At 68.6% G+C, this 20,700-nt stretch carries 18 protein-coding genes; 15 read left to right on the forward strand and 3 right to left on the reverse strand.

From position 1 onward, the window contains the following. Positions 1 to 7: 7 nt before the first annotated feature. On the reverse strand, positions 8 to 658 hold the full coding sequence (locus tag PSV23_RS07325) for a cyclase family protein (RefSeq protein ID WP_300467402.1): 651 nt from the start codon (positions 656 to 658) through the stop codon (positions 8 to 10). 129 nt (positions 659 to 787) lie between these two features. Between PSV23_RS07325 and PSV23_RS07330 the strand changes: the two genes are divergently transcribed. After that, positions 788 to 1,054 carry a hypothetical protein gene (locus PSV23_RS07330; protein ID WP_300467404.1) on the forward strand — a complete coding sequence of 89 codons (267 nt, stop codon included), beginning with the start codon at positions 788 to 790 and terminating at the stop codon, positions 1,052 to 1,054. A gap of 5 nt (positions 1,055 to 1,059) precedes the next feature. Here PSV23_RS07330 and PSV23_RS07335 read toward each other — a convergent pair whose 3' ends face one another. Next, entirely contained in the window at positions 1,060 to 1,899 is an 840-nt protein-coding gene (locus PSV23_RS07335; RefSeq protein WP_300467406.1) for a folate-binding protein, read from the reverse strand. Between the two features lie 84 nt (positions 1,900 to 1,983). Here PSV23_RS07335 and PSV23_RS07340 point away from each other — a divergent pair, with 84 nt between their 5' ends. Both PSV23_RS07340 and PSV23_RS07345 read left to right on the forward strand, forming a co-directional pair. After that, complete coding sequence (locus PSV23_RS07340; RefSeq protein ID WP_300467408.1) at positions 1,984 to 2,943, forward strand: glycosyltransferase family 9 protein; 960 nt, start codon at positions 1,984 to 1,986, stop codon at positions 2,941 to 2,943. 32 nt (positions 2,944 to 2,975) lie between these two features. Next, complete coding sequence (locus PSV23_RS07345) at positions 2,976 to 4,307, forward strand: dihydroorotase (RefSeq protein ID WP_300467410.1); 1,332 nt, start codon at positions 2,976 to 2,978, stop codon at positions 4,305 to 4,307. Here the strand turns inward: PSV23_RS07345 and PSV23_RS07350 are convergent. After that, positions 4,304 to 4,681, reverse strand: coding sequence for an iron-sulfur cluster assembly accessory protein (locus tag PSV23_RS07350; RefSeq protein WP_300467412.1), 378 nt, complete (start codon positions 4,679 to 4,681; stop codon positions 4,304 to 4,306). The two genes, PSV23_RS07345 and PSV23_RS07350, sit on opposite strands and share 4 nt — an antisense overlap. Positions 4,682 to 4,702: 21 nt before the next feature. Here PSV23_RS07350 and PSV23_RS07355 point away from each other — a divergent pair, with 21 nt between their 5' ends. The 12 genes from PSV23_RS07355 (at position 4,703) to ftsZ (ending at position 20,619) form a co-directional block, all read left to right on the forward strand. Then, the gene (locus tag PSV23_RS07355; protein WP_300467414.1) at positions 4,703 to 5,920 is read left to right on the forward strand and encodes a deoxyguanosinetriphosphate triphosphohydrolase; all 1,218 of its coding nucleotides are present in this window, start codon (positions 4,703 to 4,705) and stop codon (positions 5,918 to 5,920) included. Positions 5,921 to 5,996: 76 nt separating this feature from the next. After that, a complete protein-coding gene (locus tag PSV23_RS07360) occupies positions 5,997 to 6,764 on the forward strand; it encodes an SPOR domain-containing protein (RefSeq protein WP_300467416.1) in 768 nt (255 codons plus the stop codon). A 7-nt stretch (positions 6,765 to 6,771) separates the two neighbouring features. Continuing rightward, entirely contained in the window at positions 6,772 to 7,821 is a 1,050-nt protein-coding gene (gene nagZ / locus PSV23_RS07365; protein ID WP_300467418.1) for a beta-N-acetylhexosaminidase, read from the forward strand. Positions 7,822 to 7,825: 4 nt separating this feature from the next. Further along, on the forward strand, positions 7,826 to 8,644 hold the full coding sequence (locus PSV23_RS07370) for a ScpA family protein (RefSeq protein ID WP_300467420.1): 819 nt from the start codon (positions 7,826 to 7,828) through the stop codon (positions 8,642 to 8,644). A 146-nt stretch (positions 8,645 to 8,790) separates the two neighbouring features. Continuing rightward, positions 8,791 to 9,450 (forward strand): SMC-Scp complex subunit ScpB, encoded by a 660-nt coding sequence (gene scpB / locus PSV23_RS07375; protein ID WP_300467422.1) that lies wholly within the window; start codon positions 8,791 to 8,793, stop codon positions 9,448 to 9,450. A gap of 89 nt (positions 9,451 to 9,539) precedes the next feature. Beyond that, positions 9,540 to 10,970: a UDP-N-acetylmuramate--L-alanine ligase gene (gene murC / locus PSV23_RS07380; protein ID WP_300467425.1), complete on the forward strand. Its 1,431-nt coding sequence runs from the start codon at positions 9,540 to 9,542 to the stop codon at positions 10,968 to 10,970. A 150-nt stretch (positions 10,971 to 11,120) separates the two neighbouring features. Further along, entirely contained in the window at positions 11,121 to 12,032 is a 912-nt protein-coding gene (gene murB / locus PSV23_RS07385; protein ID WP_300467427.1) for a UDP-N-acetylmuramate dehydrogenase, read from the forward strand. Between the two features lie 12 nt (positions 12,033 to 12,044). Further along, positions 12,045 to 12,980, forward strand: a complete 936-nt coding sequence (locus PSV23_RS07390; protein ID WP_300467429.1) for a D-alanine--D-alanine ligase — start codon at positions 12,045 to 12,047, stop codon at positions 12,978 to 12,980. Then, complete coding sequence (locus PSV23_RS07395; RefSeq protein ID WP_300467431.1) at positions 12,968 to 13,855, forward strand: cell division protein FtsQ/DivIB; 888 nt, start codon at positions 12,968 to 12,970, stop codon at positions 13,853 to 13,855. The genes PSV23_RS07390 and PSV23_RS07395 overlap by 13 nt, the downstream gene beginning before the upstream one ends. Positions 13,856 to 13,869: 14 nt before the next feature. Beyond that, positions 13,870 to 15,198, forward strand: a complete 1,329-nt coding sequence (ftsA, locus tag PSV23_RS07400) for a cell division protein FtsA (protein ID WP_370461015.1) — start codon at positions 13,870 to 13,872, stop codon at positions 15,196 to 15,198. Between the two features lie 214 nt (positions 15,199 to 15,412). Next, positions 15,413 to 18,757, forward strand: a complete 3,345-nt coding sequence (locus PSV23_RS07405) for a TonB-dependent receptor domain-containing protein (protein WP_300467435.1) — start codon at positions 15,413 to 15,415, stop codon at positions 18,755 to 18,757. A gap of 251 nt (positions 18,758 to 19,008) precedes the next feature. After that, positions 19,009 to 20,619, forward strand: a complete 1,611-nt coding sequence (ftsZ, locus tag PSV23_RS07410) for a cell division protein FtsZ (RefSeq protein ID WP_300467437.1) — start codon at positions 19,009 to 19,011, stop codon at positions 20,617 to 20,619. The last annotated feature ends 81 nt before the right edge of the window (positions 20,620 to 20,700 follow it).

The following is a 20,700-nucleotide window of genomic DNA, read 5'->3' on the forward strand; positions in this document are numbered from 1 at the left end:
GGCCGGGTCACCCCACCTCCGCGAACGCCCTTACCGGAAACGTCCCGAACGCCTTCACCTTCGGAGGCGCGGCGGTGAAACGGAAGCCGGCGTCGGGCAGCAGCTCCAGCCCGCGCATATGCTCGCAGATCGGAATGCCGGCGCCGAGCAGCAGGGTGTGGACCGGTCGCGCGCGGGTGCGGATGTCATCGATATTGTGGGAGTCGATACCGACCAGGGCCGCGCCCGCCTCGACCAGCAGCGCCGCGGCGGCCCCGGTCAGGAAGGGGTGGTTCTCGAAATATGAGTCGGTGCGCCAGTGGCGGGCCCAGCCGGTGTGGACCAACACGGCCTTGCCGCGCACATCGAGACCCGCGAAACGATCGGCTTCGACGGCCTGAATATCAGGGACGCGGACGACGAGGCCGGGCAGGGCGGCGACGCGGTCCAGGCCGACGTCGCCGAGATCCTCGCCGTCGGCGTAGCGGTGGAACGGCGTGTCCAGATAGGTGCCGGTGTTGCCGACCATCTCGATGCGGCCGATCTGGAATTCGGTCCCGGCCTCGTAGTTGGCGCGCGAGGCCTCACGGCTCATGTGGTCGCAGATCAGCGGGGCGGGCAGACCCTTGTAGGTGATCATGCCGTCCTCGATGGTGTGGCTCAGGTCGATCAGCGGCATGGGCGGGTCCCGATTTCAGCAAGGGGATGATGGTTGTCCCCCGGCGCGGCGTCAAAGGGTGGCGACAGGGACTGGACAAGTCCGGGTGAAGGTCCAACAAACCAGAATTCCCCTTCAAGGAGACTATCCATGCGTATCGCCCTGATCGCCGCCGCCGCGGCCGCCCTGGCCGTGACGGCCTGCTCGCAGCAAACCGAAGAGAACGCCGCCACCACCGCCGACTCGGCCGGCGCCACGGTCGCCTCGGCCGCTGACGACACCGCCGTCAACGCCGAGGCCGCGGCTGACAACGCCGCCGCCGCCACCAACGAAGCCGCCGCCAACATCGACGCCGCCGCCGGTACGGCCGCGCGCAAGACCGAAGCCGCCGCCGACGCAGCCGCCAAGACCGAATAGTCCGTTCAATCGGTCATGAGACGCGCCCGAAGTCCGCTTCGGGCGCGTTTTTCGTCCTGGAGCCCTGACCAGTCGGGTCGTCTGACCGTGACCGCGCGACCGTCGACGGTCAGGTCGCCGTCGATCCGGTCCAGACGCATCAGAGCCATGGCCGCTCCGTCCCGTCCGCTCAGGACTTCGCCCGCCCGCAGATCACCGTTCAGCACCTCGGCGCCGAAGGGGAGCGCCGGGCCGTCGAAGGCGACCGGCAGCATACGGTTCTTGATGACGCCGCGTCGCTTCATGCGGGACGTCGTTTCCTGACCGACGAAACAGCCTTTCTGGAAGTCGATGCCGTTCAGCAGGTCGAAATCAGCCTCGATCGGATACGTCTTGTCCGACAGGGTGTCGGCGGCCGGATCGGGAACGCCGACCGCGAGACGGTGGGCCTGCCAGTCATCCTCCGTGGCGTTCGTCTCGACCCCGTCGCCAAGGCGCCGCCCGCCGAGCGCGGGCGTGCGCGGGTCGGGGATGAAGCCGTCCACCTCGCCATCCCATGCGGCGAAAACCCCGCCGGCATCTGCCTCGACCCCAACCTGGGCCCGCAGTCGGTACATCGCCAGTCGCTGCAGCAGGGCCTCGCGGCGGTCGGCGGCGACGTCCAGCAGAACGCCGTCCTCGAGGCCCAGCAGGAACAGGTCGAACAGCAACCGACCCGGAGGCGACAGCAGGCCCCCGAACCGCAGGTGTCCCGGCGCCAGGGTTTCGACGTCCTGGGTCAGCAGATTGTGCAGAAAGGGGCGGGCGTCGGGCCCGGTGACGCGGATCAGGGCGCGGCTGTCGAGGCGGGCGATGCGAGGGACCATGACCCCTAGATAGGGCCGGTCGAGCCTGTGGACCACACCTGAGACATGCCTGATGCGGCGAGAGAATCCGTATACGGTCGATCGATGGCGAGCCGGTTCCCTATTCTGTACATCGCCGAGGCGGATCCCGAGGACGCGGTCCTGTCGTCCGGGGTGCTGGCGTATCTGGTCGAGGCCATGCCGACGGCCTCCTTCACCGTGGTCGGATCTCCCGCCAGCGCCCCCCTGTTCGCCGACACGCCGCGGCTGGACCGGACCCTCGTGCTGGAGCGCGAGGGCCGGCTGGAATGGCTGGCGCTGTGGAACCAGGTGCGGGCGGTGAACTGGGGGCTGGTGGTCGACATGCGCGGCTCGGCCCTGTCCGGCAAACTGAAACGCCAGAAGCGGGCCGTGCGCGGCGAGGGCGAGGCGGGGGTGCACGCGGTCGAGCTGGCGGCGCGGGTGCTGCAACTGGACGATATTCCGGCGCCCCGGCTGTTCCTGTCCGACGCGACGACGGCGGCGGCGGATGCGCTGATCCTGTCGGCGGACGGACCGATCCTGGCCGTGGCCCCGGGGGCGGACTGGATGGGCAAGCAATGGCCGCCCGAGCGGTTCGCCAAGGTGGCGACGGCGCTGCTGGCTGACGGCGGCGCGCTGGCGGGCGGTCGGCTGATGATCGTCGGCGACGAGGGCGACCGCGACGCGGCGCATACGGTGCGGTTCGCGGTCAAGCGTGAGCGGGTCATCGAGCTGCAGGGGAAGCTGACGCCGCTGCAGACGGCGGCGGCGCTGCGGCGGGCGACGCTGTATCTGGGCGCGGACTCGTTGTGGACCCAGCTCGCCGTGGCGGCGGGTGTTCCGACGGTGGCGGCTTTCGGGCCCTCGGACGACGCCGAGCGGGGACCGTGGCGCGGGGTCGCCGTGCGTGGTCCTCGCACCGTGGACGAGTTCCGCAAGATCGACCCCAACCTGAACCAGGCCATCCTGCACATGAACGACCTGCCGGCTGACCGGGTGCTGCGCGCGGCGACGAAGCTGCTGGCCGAACGCGTCTCCGGCTAGATCGGCGCGCCGCGCGGGTTTAAGGGACGCCCATGACCCAGACCTATGACCTGATCGTCCGCGGCGGCGAGGTGGCCAACCACGCCGGGCGCGGCATGGCCGATGTCGGCGTGAAAGATGGCCGCATCGTCTTCGTCGGCGACCTGTCGCAGGCGTCGGCGGGCGAGGTCATGGACGCGACCGGCCTGACCGTCCTGCCCGGCGTCATCGACACCCAGGTCCATTTCCGCGAGCCGGGGCTGGAATGGAAGGAAGATCTCGAGACTGGCAGCCGCGCCGCCGCCCTGGGCGGCGTCACCACCGTGTTCGAGATGCCGAATACCGAGCCCAACACCACCGACCCGGATACGCTCGCCGACAAGCTGGCCCGCGCCCGCGACCGCATGTGGACCGACCACGCCTTCTACATTGGCGGCACCCACGAGAATGCGAAGCACCTGGCCGAGCTGGAGCGTCTGCCCGGCTGCTGCGGGGTCAAGGTGTTCATGGGCGCCTCGACCGGCACGCTTCTGGTCGCCGACGACGACGGGGTCCGCGAGGTGCTGCGGCACGTGAAGCGCCGCGCCACCTTCCATTCCGAGGACGAATACCGGCTGGTCGAACGCCGGCCGCTGGCACGCACCGGCGACTGGACAAGCCACCCCGAGGTGCGCGACGCCGAAAGCGCGATCCGCTCGACGCGGCGGCTGGTCGGCCTGGCGCGCGAGGTCGGCGCCCGAATCCATGTGCTGCACGTCTCGACCGCTGAAGAGGTGCGCTTCCTGGCCGACCACAAGGACGTCGCCACCGCCGAGGTGACGCCCCAGCATCTGACCCTGGATGGCGACGAGGCCTATGCCCGGCTCAAGGGCTACGCCCAGATGAACCCCCCGATCCGCAACGCGCCGCACATCGCGGGCCTGTGGGGCGGGATCGAGCAGGGCGTGTTCGACGTGCTGGGCTCGGACCACGCGCCGCACACCATCGAGGAGAAGGCCCGGCCCTATCCGGCGTCGCCCTCGGGCATGCCCGGGGTGCAGACCCTCGTGCCGGTCATGCTGACCCATGTGGCCAACGGCCGGCTGTCGCTCTACCGCTTCATCGACCTGACCTCCCACGGCGCCAACCGCGTCTTCGGCATCGCCGGCAAGGGCCGGATGGCCGAGGGCTACGACGCCGATCTGACGATCGTCGATCTGAAGGCGAAACACGTCATCGCCCACGCCGACATGGCCAGCCGCTGCGGCTGGACGCCCTTCGACGGCTTCGAGGCGACTGGTCAGGCCAAGGCCACTATCGTCCGCGGCCGCGTGGTGATGAAGGACGGCGAACTGATCGGCGCGGCCCACGGGCGGCCGGTGCGGTTCCAGGAGACGCTGGGCTAGATCGAGAAGCTGACGCCGCAGCCGCAGCTGGAGGCGGCGTTCGGATTGCGCACCACGAACTGCGCCCCGGCCAGATCGTCGACGAAGGCGATCTCCGAACCTTTGAGGAAGGGCAGGGACACGGCGTCGACCAGCGCCGCCTGACCCCCGGCTTCGATGCGGATGTCGTCGGCCCCGGCGGCCTCGACCAGTTCGAAGCGGTACTGGAAGCCAGAGCAGCCGCCGCCATCCACGGCGACGCGCAGCATCACCGGATGTCCCTCGTTTCGGCCCAGCGTCTCCAGCCGTCGGGCGGCGGTTTCCGACAGCGTCAGGCCATGTCCGCCGGCGGACGGCGATATCTGGAAGGCGGGGACGGATTGGACGGTGCTCACAGGGGCCTATATGAGGCGCGGGTGGCCAATCGCAAAGGCCCGCAGCCGAATGAGCAGCCGACGTTGATCCCCGAGCGCGCGCCTTACGCCGAATACCCCGAGCACAGCCGAGGTCGGCTGACGCCCGAGCCGATCAGCCGCACGCGCAACGCCTATGCCCGCGACCGCGACCGGATCATCCACGCCACCGCCTTCCGCCGCCTGAAGGAGAAGACCCAGGTCTTCGTGGCGCATGAGGGCGATCACTACCGCACCCGCCTGACCCACAGCCTGGAGGTGGCGCAGATCGCGCGGTCGCTGGCCCACGCCCTGCGGCTGGACACCGATCTGGCCGAAACGGTGGCCCTGGCCCACGACCTGGGTCATCCGCCTTTCGGACACGCCGGCGAGGACGAGCTGCAGGCCCAGATGGAGCCGTGGGGCGGGTTCGACCACAACGTCCAGACCTTCCGCGTCGTGACCCGGCTGGAGCATCGCTATCCCCAGTTCGAGGGGCTGAACCTCAGCTGGGAAACCGTCGAGGGCGTGGTCAAGCACAACGGGCCGGTGTCGCACCGTCTCGACGAGCCGGCGTGGAGGGCCATCGCCGACTATGCCCCCGGCTGGGACCTGCGGCTGGGGACCTTCGCCTCGCTGGAGGCCCAGGCCGCCGCCATCGCCGACGACATCGCCTACAACAATCACGACGTCGATGACGGGGTGCAGGCGGGGCTCTTCACACTCGACGATCTGGCTCAGGTGCCGCTGATCGGGCCGGTGCTGCACGGGGTGCGCAAGGCCTGGCCGGACATCGACGAACGAATGATCCGCATCGAGGCCGTCCGCCGCATGATCGGAGTGATGGTAGAGGACGTGCTGGCGGAAACCGAACGCCGCATCGAGGCGGCGAACATCCGCTCGTCCGAGGACGTGCGGACCGCTGACCGGATGCTGGTGGCCTTCTCGCCCGCCATGCTGGCCGACCTGGGCGTGCTGCGACAGTTCCTGTTCGAGCGGATGTACCGCCACTATCGCGTCAACCGCACCCGCAGCCAGGCCCGGCGTCTGCTGGCCGAGATGTTCCAGCTGTTCATGGCGGAACCCGCGACCCTGCCCCCGGAATGGTCAGGCAAGGCCGGGGTCGAGGATCGGGCGAAACGGGCGCGGGCGGTGTGCGACTACATCGCTGGCATGACCGACCGCTACGCCATCGAGGAACACAAGAAACTGTTCAGCCTCGACCTGGCTCTCGATCTGTGATTCGAAAGCCGGGCGGGGGCAGGTAGGATGAGGTTCGGGCGCGCCGATTCGCGCGACCCGGCTGGAAGGCGCGGTCATGTCCCACGAAGATCCCTATCGTCCGAACCCGGGCCGCGATCCCGGCCATGATCGCGGCGCCTATACGCCGCCCACCGACGACGATCTGCCATTCAACCGGGGCGGCTACGATCCGCGCCGCGGCGGCGGCGGGGGCGGCGGAGCCAAGGCGCCGCCGATGACCCTGATCATCTCGGGCGTCGTGCTGGTCCTGCTGATCATCGCCGTGGTGGTCTATTATCGCGCCGGTCCGCGCTCCTCGAGCGACGCCCCGCCCGCCGTCGGCACGCCGGTCGGCGAAATGAAGGCCGAGGCTCCGCTGGACGCCCAGCCGATCGACCCGGAAGCCGGCATCGACGTCTATTCCGGCGCCGAGGCCCCGACGGCCGCCCCAACCTTCACCCCGCCGCCCGAAGCGGTACAGCCCCGGCCCGCGCCCGCGCAGGTCGGTCCGACGCCGAGACCCGCCCCGGTCGCGCCGACGCGCGGCGGCCCCGCTGTCGTGCCGGCTCCGAAGGCCGACCCGGCCCCCCCGCCCGCCGTCGGCGGAACCTCGGGCGTCCAGATCGGCGCCTTCTCGACCCCCAGCCTCGCCGACCGCGAGTTCGCCGCCGTCGTGGGCCGCTACCCGCAGTTCACCGGCGGCGCCGACAAGCGGGTGCAGGAGGTGACGGCGTCCAACGGCTCGACGGTCTATCGCACTACGGTCACGGGCCTCAGCCGCGAACAGGCCACGGGCCTGTGCAATGCGATCAAGGCCGGCGGCGGCGATTGTTTCGTGCGTTGATCGGACGGTGACCTCCGCCGCGATCTACGGCTGCAGCGGCCATCGGCTGACCGAGGCGGAGAAGGCCTTCTTCGCGGAGGCGCGGCCGTGGGGCTTCATCCTGTTCCGGCGAAACGTGGACAGCCCCGAGCAGATGCGGGCGCTGACCGACGAGCTCCGGGACTGCATCGGCGACCCGGGCTGCCCCATACTGATCGATCAGGAGGGCGGTCGGGTGCAGCGAATGGGCCCGCCACACTGGCGAAAATATCCGCCGGGCGAGGCCTATCTCAAGGCCGTCAGCGATCCGCTGATGGCGCGCGAACTCGCCCGGCTGGGCGCGCGGCTGATCGCGCACGACCTGCGGGCCGTCGGGGTCAACGTCGACTGCGCCCCGGTGCTGGACGTGCCGGTGCCGGGCGCCCACGACATCATCGGCGACCGGGCCTGGGCCCATGACCCGGCCACGGTGGCGCGGATGGGCCGGGCGGCGGCGGAAGGATTTCTGGCCGGCGGCGTCCTGCCCGTGATCAAGCACATGCCCGGCCACGGCCGCGCCTTCGCCGACAGCCACCACGACCTGCCCGTGGTCCACGCCGATCTGGAAACGCTGGATGGTTGGGATTTCGTCCCGTTCAAGGCGCTGTCCGACATGCCGCTGGCCATGACCGCCCATGTGGTGTTCGACGCGATCGATCCGAAGCGGCCCGCGACGACCTCGAAGAAGGCGATCCGGCTGATGCGCGATCATCTGGGCTTCGGCGGCCTGATCATGACCGACGACCTGTCGATGAAGGCCCTGTCGGGCACGCTGGGCGAACGGGCCGAAGGTTCCCTGAAGGCCGGTTGCGACGTGGTCCTTCACTGCAACGGCGATCTGGTCGAGATGCGGCAGGTCGCCGAGGGCGTGGGCAAGCTCAAAGGCCAGTCTGCGAAACGGGCCGAGGCCGCCATGGCGCGCATCGTCCACACGCCCGAACCGCTGGATGAGCCCGAGGCCCGCGAGCGGTTCGCCACCCTGCTGGCCGGCAAGCTCGATGCGGCCAGCGGACCGGATGTCGGCGAGGCCCGGGCCTGATCCCATGACCGACGCCTTCCAGCCCAATCTGGACTTTACCGCCGCCGAACAGGTCGACGACCGCGAGGCCTTCGTGGTCGATCTGGAAGGGTATGAAGGACCGCTGCATGTCCTGCTGGCGCTGGCGCGGACGCAGAAGGTCGATCTGCTGAAGCTGTCGATCACGAAGCTGGCGGAACAGTATCTGGCCTTCGTCCACGAGGCCCGGCGGCGGAATTTCGCCCTGGCGGCGGACTATCTAGTGATGGCGTCGTGGCTGGCCTATCTGAAGTCGCGCCTGCTGCTGCCCCGCACCGACAAGAAGGGCGAGGAGCCGCCGGCCGAGGAGATGGCCGCCGCCCTGGCCTTCCGGCTGCAGAAGCTGGAAGCCATGCGCAAGGCGGTCGAGGCCATCACCAGCCGGCCCCGGCTGAAGCGCGACGTCTTCACCCGCGGCGACCCCGAGGCGACGGTGATCGTGCCGTCCGACCGGATCGACGCCAGCCTGTACGAACTGATGGCGGCCTATGTGACCCAGCGCCGGCGCGAGGGTCAGCGCCAGTACAACCCCGGCCAGCGCGTCGAAGCCTTCGGGCTGGAAGCGGCGCGGGACTGGCTGCGGGACATCCTGCCCCGGCTGGAGCAATGGACGCCGCTGGAACAGGTCGCGCCCGCCCACAGCCAGGCCGAGGGCCCGACCCAGGCCAGCTTTACCGCCTCGACCCTGTCGGCCAGTCTGGAGCTGGTGAAGGAGGGGGCGATGGACGTGAAACAGGCGCAGGCCTTCGCCGAACTGTATCTGAAGCGGCGCGGGCGCGGCCAGCCGCTGGAGTTGATGCCTTGACTTCCCCTCCCGTGCATCCCGGCGAAAGCCGGGACCCAGTCCTTTCTTGGGGCAGGGTGTGTGGGATAGGGGTCAACGCAGCCCCGGCGCCGCCGGAGCGCCCAAAGCACTGGGTCCCGGCTTTCGCCGGGATGAGCGGAACCTAGATGATCCAGTTCGCCCCTGATCACGGAGAGATCGAACGCCGCGTCGAGGCCCTGCTGTTCGCCGCGGCCGGACCGCTGTCGGCGGCGGAACTCGCACGGCGCCTGCCCGAGGGGGCCGACGTCGGCGGGGCGATCTCGGCCTTGCGCGAACGGTATCAGGGCCGCGGCGTCGAGCTGGAATGCGTCGCCGACCGCTGGCGCTTTCGCACGGCCGCCGACCTCGGCTTCCTGATGACCGAAGAGCGCGAGGAGCCGCGCCGGCTGTCGAAGGCGGCGCTCGAGACCCTGGCCATCATCGCCTACCACCAGCCCTGCACGCGCGCCGAGATCGAGAGCGTGCGCGGCGTTTCCCTTTCAAAAGGCACGCTGGATCTGCTGCTGGAGATGGGCTTCGTCCGGCTGAAGGGCCGCCGCCGCACGCCCGGCCGCCCGGTCACCTATGCGACGGCCGACAAATTCCTCGAACATTTCAGCCTCGCCAGCCTCTACGACCTGCCTGGCGTGCAGGAGATGAAGGCGGCGGGCCTGCTGGACCTGTCCATCCCCGTCGGCTTCGAGGTCCCCGACCCGTCGCGGCCCTCGGACGACGACGACGCGCCCCTGCTGCCCGGCGACGAGGACGCCCCCGAGTTCGCCCAGGATTTCGTGGCCGAGGACTGAGGTCGCCGCCGTTTCCTTCTCTTCGGGAGGTGAGAAGGAGGGGAAAAGCGGGTGATGCATTCCGCCGCGACCCTTGCTAATCCGCTGGGATGATCGCTCGCCTTCGCCCCGTACCCTTCGACCTCGGCCCCGTTCATTTCGTCGGCATCGGCGGCATCGGCATGAGCGGCATCGCCGAGATCATGCTCAAGATCGGCTATTCGGTTCAGGGTTCGGACGCGAAAGCCAGCGCCAACACCGAACGGCTGGAGACGCTGGGCGCCCGGATCTTCATCGGCCACGACGCGGCCCACATCGGCGACGCCGTTTCGGCGGTGGTCTATTCGACCGCGGTCAAGCCGACCAATCCCGAGATGGTCGCCGCCCGGGAACGCCGCATCCCGCTGGTTCGCCGGGCCGAGATGCTGGCCGAACTGATGCGGCTGCAATTCTCGATCGCGGTCGGGGGCACCCACGGCAAGACCACCACGACCTCGATGGTGGCGGCCATCCTCGACGCCGGCGGGCTGGACCCGACGGTGGTCAACGGCGGCATCATCAACGCCTATGGCACCAACGCAAAGGTCGGCGACGGCGACTGGATCGTGGTCGAGGCCGACGAGAGCGACGGCAGCTTCCTGCGCCTGAAGTCCACGGTGGCGATCGTCACCAATATCGACCCGGAGCACCTGGACCACTACGGCGACTTCGACGGGGTGCGGAAGGCGTTCGTGGACTTCGTCGAGAACATCCCCTTCTACGGCTTCGCCGCCGTCTGCCTCGACCATCCCGAGGTGCAGCGGCTGGTGGCCTCGATCGATAACCGGCGGCTGGTCACCTATGGCGTCAATCCCCAGGCCATGGTCCGGGCCGACAATGTCGAGATGAAGCCCGACGGCTGCCGCTTCGACGTGGTGATCCAGAAACAGGGCCTCGCCGCCCTCGACGAGCCGACCCGGATCGAGGGCCTGCACCTGCCCATGGCCGGCTGGCACAATGTCGCCAACGCCCTGGCCGCCATCGCCGTGGCGCGCGAGCTGGACGTGTCGGACGAGGCGATCAAGGCGGGTCTCGCCGGCTTCGGCGGCGTGCGGCGGCGCTTCACCACCACGGGCGTGGTCGGCGGGGTGCGGATCGTCGACGACTACGGACACCACCCGGTCGAGATCGCGGCGGTGCTGAAGGCCGCGCGTCAGGTCGCCGAGGGCCGCGTTATCGCGGTGGTCCAGCCGCACCGGTTCACCCGGCTGGAATCGCTGATGGAGGAGTTCTCGACCTGCTTCTCGGATGCCGACGCGGTGTTCGTGGCCGACGTCTACGCCGCGGGCGAGACGCCGATCGAGGGGATCGACAAGGATGCGCTGGTCGAGGGCATCCGCCGTTTCGGCCACCGGTCGGTGCAGGCGCTGGAGAGCGTCGAGGCTCTGCCGGGGGTGATCGCAGCCGAAGCGAAGTCGGGCGACCTCGTCGTCCTGCTGGGCGCCGGCGACATCACCGCCTGGGCCTATGCCCTGCCGGGGCAGCTGGAGGCCTTGGGCTGATGACTCTTCTCACCGTGCATCCCCGCGAAGGCGGGGACCCAGGCTTGAGCTGCGACGGTATTGCTGGATTGTGCGATCTCGCAACCTCCACCGTCTGCGGGGCGGCCAAAACCTGGGTCCCCGCCTTCGCGGGGATGCACGGAAATTAGCATGGTCTGGCGCGACACCATTCCCGCCGTGCGCGGCAAGCTGCTGCGGGACGAGCCTCTCGGGCCGTTCACCTGGTTCCGGGTGGGCGGAAACGCCGACGTGCTGTTCATCCCGGCTGATGGCGACGATCTGGCTGACTTCCTCAAGGCGCTGGACCCGACAACGCCCGTGACCGTTCTGGGCGTGGGCTCCAACGTCATCGTCCGCGACGGCGGCGTCGAGGGCGTGGTGGTGCGGCTGGCCGGGCGACCCTTCGCGGGCATTACGACCGAGGGCGACACGATCACGGCGGGGGCGGGGGCGCTGGACTCCATGGTGGCGAGGGCTTCGGCCAAGGCCGGGATCGGCGGGCTGGAGTTCTATGCGGGCATTCCGGGCACCATCGGCGGGGCCCTGACCATGAACGCCGGCTGCTATGGCGCCGAGACGAAGGACATCCTCGTGTCGGCGCGCGGCGTGACGCGGTCGGGCGAGCGGGTCGAATATGCGCTGGCCGACTTCGGCTACACCTATCGCCACTCGGAGGCGCCGGCCGATATCATCTGGATCGAGGCGACCTTCCGGGGGACGCCGGCCGATGCCGAGGCCGTGGCGGCGAAGATCGCCGAAATCACTTCGCGCCGCGAACTGACCCAGCCGATCCGCGAGAAGACCGGCGGCTCGACCTTCAAGAACCCGCCGGGTCATTCGTCGTGGAAGCTGGTCGATGAGGCGGGCTGGCGCGGGAAACTGTTCAAGGCCACCGGCGGCGGGGCCATGTTCAGCGAATTGCACAGCAATTTCATGATCAACCCCGGTGAGGCGACGGCCGCGGATATCGAAGGTCTCGGAGACGCCGTGCGCGCGGACGTTCAAAGTAAACTGAACGTAAACCTCGAATGGGAGATCAAGAGGATCGGCCGCCCGCTCTGAGTTGATCCCCGCATGACCCGCCCGTTCGCAGACCTGCACGTCGCCGTCCTGATGGGCGGGCTGTCGTCCGAACGGGAGGTGTCCCTGTCGTCGGGCAAGATGTGTGCAGACGCCCTCGAAGGGCAGGTCCGGAAGGTCACCCGCGTCGACGCCGGACGCGACCTGGTCCAGGTACTGGCTGAGCTGAAACCCGATGTCGTCTTCAACGCCCTGCACGGCGCATGGGGCGAGGACGGCTGCGTCCAGGGCGTGCTGGAGACGCTGGCCATCCCCTACACCCACTCCGGCGTCCTGGCTTCGGCCCTCGCCATGGACAAGGACAAGTCCAAGGCCGTGCTCCGCGCCGCGGGCGTCGTGGTGCCCGGCGGCGGCCTGTTCGACCGGCATGAGGTGGCGCGCGGCCACGTCATCCCGCCGCCCTATGTGATCAAGCCCAACGCCGAGGGCTCGTCGGTCGGCGTCTATCTGGTGCGCGAGGGCGAGCCGCCGTGCGCGGCGCCCGGCGAGGCCGGCTGGACCTGGGGCGAGCAGGTGATGGTCGAGCCCTTCATCGCAGGCAAGGAACTGGCGGTCACGGTTCTTGGGGAGAAGTCGGGGCCGCGGGCCCTGACCATCACCGACATCACCCCGGCCAAGGGCTTCTACGATTACGAGGCCAAATACGCCCCGGGCGGCTCCAGCCATGTGTTGCCGGCGGTTTTGCCGCCGCATGTTTTCGAGCGGGCGCTGCGGGAATCCGAGCTGGCGCACACCGCCATGGGCTGCCGCGGCGTGTCGCGATCGGACTTTCGTTATGACGATATTAAGGACGAACTGGTCCTTCTGGAGGTCAATACCCAGCCGGGCATGACGCCGACCTCGCTCAGTCCCGAGCAGGCCGCCCATGTCGGGATGGACTACAAAACCCTGGTACGGTGGATGGTGGAGGACGCCTCATGCCCGCGGTAGTTCGCGGCGGTCGGCGACAGAGTTCGAACCAGCCTGCAAAACGCGGCGCGGCTCCCAGATCACAGGGGCGCGGGCGTGCGCCCCGCAATGCCCAGGCCACGCCGGGCAAGATGGCGGCGCTGGGCCGCCTCGACCTGTCTCCTCGCGCGGTCATTGTTTCCATCGTCGCCGGCGTCGTCGTTCTGGCGGGCGTTCTGGCGACCGGCGCTCGCGCCGAGCGCATCGGCGCCTCGATCAGTCACGGCGTCGACGGAGCCGCCGCCGGCATGGGGCTGAAGCTCGAGAAGGTCTTCATCGAGGGCGAGTCCCCCGAGGCCACCGCCACCATCCAGCGCGCCGTGCAGCTGTACGCAGACCAACCCATGACCTCGATCGACCTCGACGCCGTCCGCAAGCGCGTCGAGACGGTTGGCTGGGTCAAGGGCGCCCGCGTGGTGCGCCTTCTGCCCAACACCCTGATCGTCCATGTCACCGAGCATGACCGTCTCGCCGTCTGGCAGGCGGGCGGCCGCAACATGGTGATCGACAGCCATGGCGTGATCATCGCCGGCGCCGACGCCGGCCGCTACCCCAACCTTCCGCTGGTCGTCGGCAAGGGCGCCGAACAGGCGGCTTCCGAGGTCCTGCCGCTGATCGCCCAACGCCCCGGCCTGCAGGCGCGGGTTGAGGCGCTGGTGCGTGTCGACGAACGCCGCTGGGACCTGAGACTGAAGGACGGCAGCCTGATCCAGCTGCCCGCCACCGACCAGGACGCCGCCCTGATCCAGCTGGATGCGCTGAACCAGCGCGAGCGGTTGCTGGAACTGGGCTTCGACCGCATCGATCTGAGAACGCCGGGGGAGGTCGCCGTCCGGCCCTCTGCCGGCGCCGCGTAGGGTAGGGAACGCTTATGGCCGGACGGTCTGTGGACAAAACTGTGGACGGCGCCAAGGGCGCCGCAGGACGCGCGCCGGTCGTGGCCGCGCTGGATCTCGGCCAGTCCAAGGTCGCCTGCTTCATCATGAAGCCCGAAGGCGTGCGTCACGCCGACCGCACCATCCGAGTCGCGGGGGCGGGGCACGTCCAGTCGCGCGGCGTGCGCGGCGGCGGCATCGTCAACATGGACGAGGCGGCCCAGGCTATCGGTCACGCGGTCGAGCGGGCCGAACGCGCCGCCGGCTCGCCGGTCTCGGGCGTCGTCGTCACTACCGCCATCGGCCAGATGGCCAGCCACCGGGTTCAGGCCCGGGTTTCGCTGGGGGCCACGCCGGTCGGAGACGCCGATCTGGCGCGCGCCATCGCCATGGCCCTGGCCCAGATCCGCCTGCCCAACCGCCGGCCCATCCACGTCCTGCCCATTGCCTGGTCGGTGGACGGGGCCCGGGGCGTGCACGATCCCCGCTCGATGAAGGGCCATTCGCTGGGCCTCGATCTGCTGGTCGTCTCCATGTCGGAGAGCGCCTTCAACGGCCTCAGTCATTGCCTCGAACTGGCGCATCTCGACCTCCAGGGCGTGGCGGCGGCGCCGGTGGTGTCGTCGCTGGCGGCGCTGGAAGACGACGAGATGGATCTCGGCTGCGTCTGCATCGACATGGGCGGGGGCTCGACCTCGGCGGCGGTCTGGGGCGGACGCTCCCTGCTGCACATCGAATCCCTGAACGTGGGCGGCGACCACGTCACCGCCGACATCGCCCGCGGCCTGTCCACCTCCAAGGCGGGCGCCGAGCGGCTCAAGACCCTGCACGGTTCGGCCATGGCCAGCGCCAACGAGGACCGCGAGATGCTGGAGGCCCCGCCGCGCGGCGAGGATCCGTCGGCGGGCCCCATCTTCGTCCAGCGCGCCATGCTGAAGACCGTCATCGCCCCCCGCGTCGAGGAGACCCTGGAACTCCTGCGCGACCGTCTGCGCAACGCGGGCGTGGGCCTGGAACCGGGCGCCGGCCTGGTCCTGACCGGCGGGGCCAGCCAGCTGAACGGGGTACGCGAACTGGCCGTGCGCGTGTTCGATCGTCCCGTGCGTCTGGGCAAGCCCCAGCGCGCGCCTCACCTGGCTGACGCGGCGTCCGGCCCGGCCTTCTGCTCGGCCGCAGGTGTTCTGCTCCGCGCCGCCTATGGCCCGCGCGAAGCGGTTTCGGCTCGCAAGCTGATGTCCAGACAACTCTCGGCTGCGGACGCTCCGCGTATCCATCAAGGCGGGATTGTGGCGCGCGCAGCCGGTTGGTTACGCGAAAACCTCTGAACTCCTCTGCCGCCGGGGCCAGACGGTGAGGCGCGCTTGTCGATCTCATGGCGACACTGTGTCCAGATTGTAACAACGATATCCCGGAGTGGTGTTCGAGCGGCCACAATGCTTGTCGCTCCGATCATTGCTGCTAGCTTGGCTATCCGAAGCAGAATTCGCCGTGAGGCGGATGCTGCCTACTGCATCCATTCTTCGGCTGGGGCCAAACATCATGCTTCTCAAGCGCAAGTACCTCTTCGGTTCGACGATCCTCGCGGGCGTCATGGCTGTCACGGCTCCGGCCTTCGCCCAGCAGACTCCGGTTTCGCAGGAGCCGGAAGCCACCGAGATCGACGAAGTTGTCGTCACCGGTTCGCGCATCCGCCGCGACCCCACCAATGCGCCGACGCCGCTGATCCAGGTCGACCGCGAACAGCTGCTGACCACGGGCCAGACGTCGGTGATCGACTATCTTGCGACCCTTCCGGCCCTGTCGAACTCGACGGTGCCGTCGGATACGACCGGCAACCTGAACACCGGCGGCCTGTCGCTTCCCAACCTTCGCAGCTTGGGTTCGGGCCGCACCCTGACCCTGGTTGACGGCCGTCGCCACGTCGGCGCGGCCCAGGGCAACCTGGCCGTCGACATCGACAGCATCCCCCGCCTGCTGATCGAGAACATTGAGATCGTCACCGGCGGCGCCTCGTCGGTTTACGGCGCCGACGCCGTTTCCGGCGTGCTGAACTTCGTGCTGCGTCGTGATTTCGAAGGTCTCGAGATCGACGCCAACTACGGCATGATCAACCAGGACGGCCAGGCCAACCGCCGCTTCTCGGTTCTGGCCGGCGCCAACTTCCTGGACGATCGTCTGAACGTCTACGCCCACGGCGAATATGACAAGAACGACGAAATCCAGTCGATGGACATGGACTGGCTCCGGGACGGCTACACGTTCGGCGCTATCGGGATCGACGCCGATGCGGCGGCGCTGCCGAACGACGGCAACCTCGACACGGTCGTGTTCAGCAACGTGACCCGCCTGGACCGTCCGCGCTGGGGCCAGACCACCCTGGCCAACGCCCAGCAGCCCAGCATGCTGAACGATCCTGACGTGCCGCTGGCCAACTGTACGACTGTGAACGGCGCCAGCTGCTTCAGCATCGACCCGACCAAGACCTATGTGTACGAAGGCGCGACCGCGCGCCTCGCCAACCTGGGTCAGCGTCTGGGCAATGTCGGTTCCAACCGCGGCCACAACATCGGTGGCGACGGCGAACCGGTGAACAGCTTCGCCGCCGAGTCGCGTACGCCGGAATCGGAGTCCCAGCGCTATCAGGTCGGTGCGAACTTCGCGGTTACGGACAGCATCAACCTGACCGCCGAATACAAGATCGTTTCGGAAGACACCTACTTCACGAGCCAGCCGACCTTCTTCGACGTCTTCCTGAACAACAGCACCCGCACGAACAGCGAGGTCAACCAGCTGCGGGCCAGCACCCAGTTCGACCTGCGCTGGGATACAAACGCCTATCTGCCGGCGAACGTGGCGGCCGCCATCGCCGCGAACACCATCACCAACTACGCTGCCCCGACGGCGACAACGCCCGGCGCGGCCCTGGCGCCGATCGCGGGTCAGTGGGCCCGTCACTCGGCCTTCGGTCCGCAGCGCAGCCAGGACAACCATCGCGAGGTCGAGCGTTATGTCCTCGCCCTGGATGGCTCGATCGACAGCCTGTGGTTCGTCGACAACATCAACTGGGATCTGTCCTACGTCTATGGTGAGGCCCGCAACCAGAACATCGAACGCGGCGTGGACTCGCAGCGCTGGGCCCTGGCCGCCGATGCGGTTCGCGACAACGCCGGCGTTCTGGGCACCCCTGGCGCCATTGTCTGCCGCGCGCGGCTGCTCGCCGCGGCCAACCCCGCCCGCACCACCCCGGGCGGCGTCGGCGGCCTGCGCGATGACTTCCGTATCGGCCGCGCCGGTACGGTCGGCGACGACCTTCGTGACACCGCGGAGGGGCAGCGCGCCCTGAACGAGTGCGTGCCGCTGAACGTCTTCGGCAAGGGCAATCAGAGCCAGGCGGCTCTGGACTACATCGACGCCCACATCACCGTGTCCCACACCAACGAGCAAGAGCAGCTGCTGGGCGCCGTGTCCGGCCAGCTGTGGGACTTCTGGGGCGCCGGTGCGATCGGCGTGGCCATCGGCGGCGAACACCGTCGGGAGTTCGCGGTCGGTGTCGGCCGTAGCGCGACGACCGGCGACCGCCTGCTGCTGCTGAACACGGGGGCCGACTTCCCCGCTTCGGAATATGAGTCCGACGAACTGTTCGCCGAACTCTCGATCCCCCTGTTCCGCGACAGCTGGCTGGGTGAATATGCCGAACTGAGCGGCTCCTACCGCTACGCCGACTATACGACGGTCGGTGAGCAGGAGGTCTACGGCGTCAACTTCGTCTATCGTCCGATCAAGGACATCGCCTTCAAGACCAGCTTCAACACCTCCATCCGGGTGCCGAACCTGGCCGAGAACTTCTCGCCGCTGTCACAGACGTTCTTCAACGGCGTGGTCGATCCCTGCTCCACCCAGAACATCCTGGCGCAGTCCAACGCCGAAATCCGCAATAACCGGATCAGCAACTGCACCGCCCTAGCCGCCGCGCAAGGCCGGACCTTCGACTTCGCTGGCGCGACGCCCACCAACACCGACGATTTCGTGCCGATCTACACCTCGGGCGTCGCCGGCGTGAACGGCGGCAACCCCTTCCTGACGCCGGAAGAGTCGGAAAGCTTCACCTTCTCGACGGTGCTGGAGCCGCGCTTCATTCCCAACCTCAGCATCGTTCTCGACTACTACGAGATCGAGATCACCAACGTCATCGCCGCGGTTTCGGCCCAGACGGCCGTCAACAACTGCGTCAACGGCGCCACGCTGAACGCGGCGGCCTGCAACACCATCTTCCGCCGCGACCCGACCGCGGGACGTGAGTTCTACATCGGCGGTCCGGCGGGCGATCCGATCGGCGGCTTCATCCAGGGCTCGATCAACTACGCCGCCCTGACCACCCGCGGTCTGGACTTCGCAGCCCGCTACTCGGTCGACCTCGAAGAGCTGACCGGCCGCAACTGGGGCCGTCTCGACTATTCGGTGGGCGGCCTCTGGCTGATCGAACAGGAGCAGTTCCTCAACGCCGCCGATCCGACCGACGGCACCGAGAACTCGAGCACCGTGTTCTTCCCGCGGGTTCGCCTGACCTCGTCGCTGACCTATTCGCCCACGGATACGCTGAGCGTGAACTGGACGGTCGACTGGCAGACGGCCCAGAACAGCGTCTACATGCGCGACCAGGTCAACAACCTGGACAGCCGTCCGCTCGATACGCTCGACACGGGCAACTTCGCCCGCCACGACTTCACCGTCCGGTGGCAGGCGCGGGACGATGTGTCGATCCGCGCCGGCGTGGTCAACGCGTTCGACGCCGAACAGGCCCGCTACCTCGCGGGAACCCTGGTCAGCAACTTCGACCCCTACGGGACGCGCTTCTTCATCGGCTTCAACTACACGCCGTACTAGGACCAGCCTGCCTTTCGGCAGGAAGACGATCGGGGGCGGCTCGCGAGAGCCGCCCCTTTTCGTTGTCCGCAGTGTTGAAAACTGCGGTGAAGGTTAACGAAATCCATGGCCTCCGGCCCGACTCAGCCTATCGGGTAACACTCCCTTAAGCAGTTCGGGTGTTTCCTTAACGCGCTCATAACCAATGCGAATCGGCGGGGAATCGCATCGGGGTACGGCAAGGGCAGGGTCGGATAAGGTCGGATAAGAATATGTCTCTCTCGCTGGTGCGTCCGCAACACACGGAACTGAAGCCCCGTATCGTCGTCTTCGGCGTCGGCGGCGCGGGCGGGAACGCCGTCAACAACATGATCGACGCCGGCCTTGAAGGGGTCGAGTTCGTCGTCGCCAACACCGACGCGCAGCATCTGTCGTTCGCCAAGACCGACCGCCGCGTCCAGCTGGGCGAGACGATCACCCAAGGGTTGGGCGCCGGCGCCCACCCCGAGGTCGGCATGAACGCCGCCGAGGAATCCGCCGAGGAAATCTACGGGCACCTGGACGGCGCCCACATGGTCTTCATCACCGCCGGCATGGGCGGCGGCACCGGCACCGGTGCGGCGCCCGTGATCGCCAAATGCGCCCGCGACCGCGGCATCCTGACGGTCGGCGTGGTGACCAAGCCCTTCACCTTCGAGGGCCGCCACCGCATGCGACTGGCCGACGCCGGCATCGCGGAGCTGCAACGCTACGTCGACACCCTGATCGTCATTCCGAACCAGAACCTGTTCCGCGTCGCCAACGAGCGCACCACCTTCGCCGACGCCTTCGGCATGGCCGACCAGGTGCTGCACTCGGGCGTGCGTTCGATCACCGACCTGATGATCCTGCCGGGCCTGATCAACCTCGACTTCGCCGACGTCCGCGCCGTCATGTCCGAAATGGGCAAGGCGATGATGGGCACGGGCGAGGCCTCGGGCGAGGACCGCGCCCTGCAGGCCGCCCAGAACGCCATCGCCAACCCGCTGCTGGACGAGACTTCGCTCAAGGGCGCCAAGGCCGTGCTGGTGAACATCACCGGCGGCATGGACATGACCCTGCTGGAAGTCGACGAGGCCGCCAACGCCATCGCCGGCGAGGTGGACGCTGACGCCAACATCATCTTCGGCGCCGCCTTCGATCCGGCCCTCGACGGCAAGATCCGCGTCTCGGTCGTGGCCACGGGCATGGAAGACCTGGCCGCCGCCAAGGGCGCGCCGTCGACCGGAACCTCTGCGTTTGACACCCGGCGCCCGGCTGCCCCCTACGCTGCCTCGCGGGCCGAGCCGGTCCGTCACGAGCCCGTTCGCGAGCCGGCTCGCGCCGAGGCTCCGCGCCAGACCGAGTCCGCGCCGATCGTCCCCACCTTTCAGTCCAGCCATCCGACCTTCGGCGCTGCGGCCCGCGCTCCCGAACCACGTCCGGAACCGGTGATCCACGTCGCCGAGGATCGCACCCTCGAGCCGATCGTCGATCCGTGGGTCGAGGAGTATGAATCCTCGCCGCGCGCCCGTACGGCCGCCGAAACGACCGCTCCGGTGGCCCAGGGCGATCTATATATGGACCGTTCGGCGGAACGCGCCGCCTCGCAGCCGGAACCGCGCCGGGAAGAGCCGGCCTATGATGAGTACGACGACCGCGATCACCGCAAGTCGGGCTGGAGCCTGTTCGGCCGCGGCAAGCGCCAGCCGGCGCAGCCGACCTATCCGCAATCGCGTCCGACCGAGTCCCGGATGACCGAGATGCGCCCGACGACCCAGGCCCAGCCGGCTCCCGAGCCCGAGCTGGGTCCGGCGGAAGACGATCTGGAAATCCCGTCGTTCCTGCGCCGCCTCGCCAACTGAGGTCGCCTGACTGATTGAGGAAAGCCCCGGAGCTCATGCTCCGGGGCTTTTCACGTCCGGTACGGTTACGAAAACCGAAAC

The sequence above is a fragment of the Brevundimonas sp. genome, assembly GCF_029946145.1.
Classification (GTDB): domain Bacteria; phylum Pseudomonadota; class Alphaproteobacteria; order Caulobacterales; family Caulobacteraceae; genus Brevundimonas.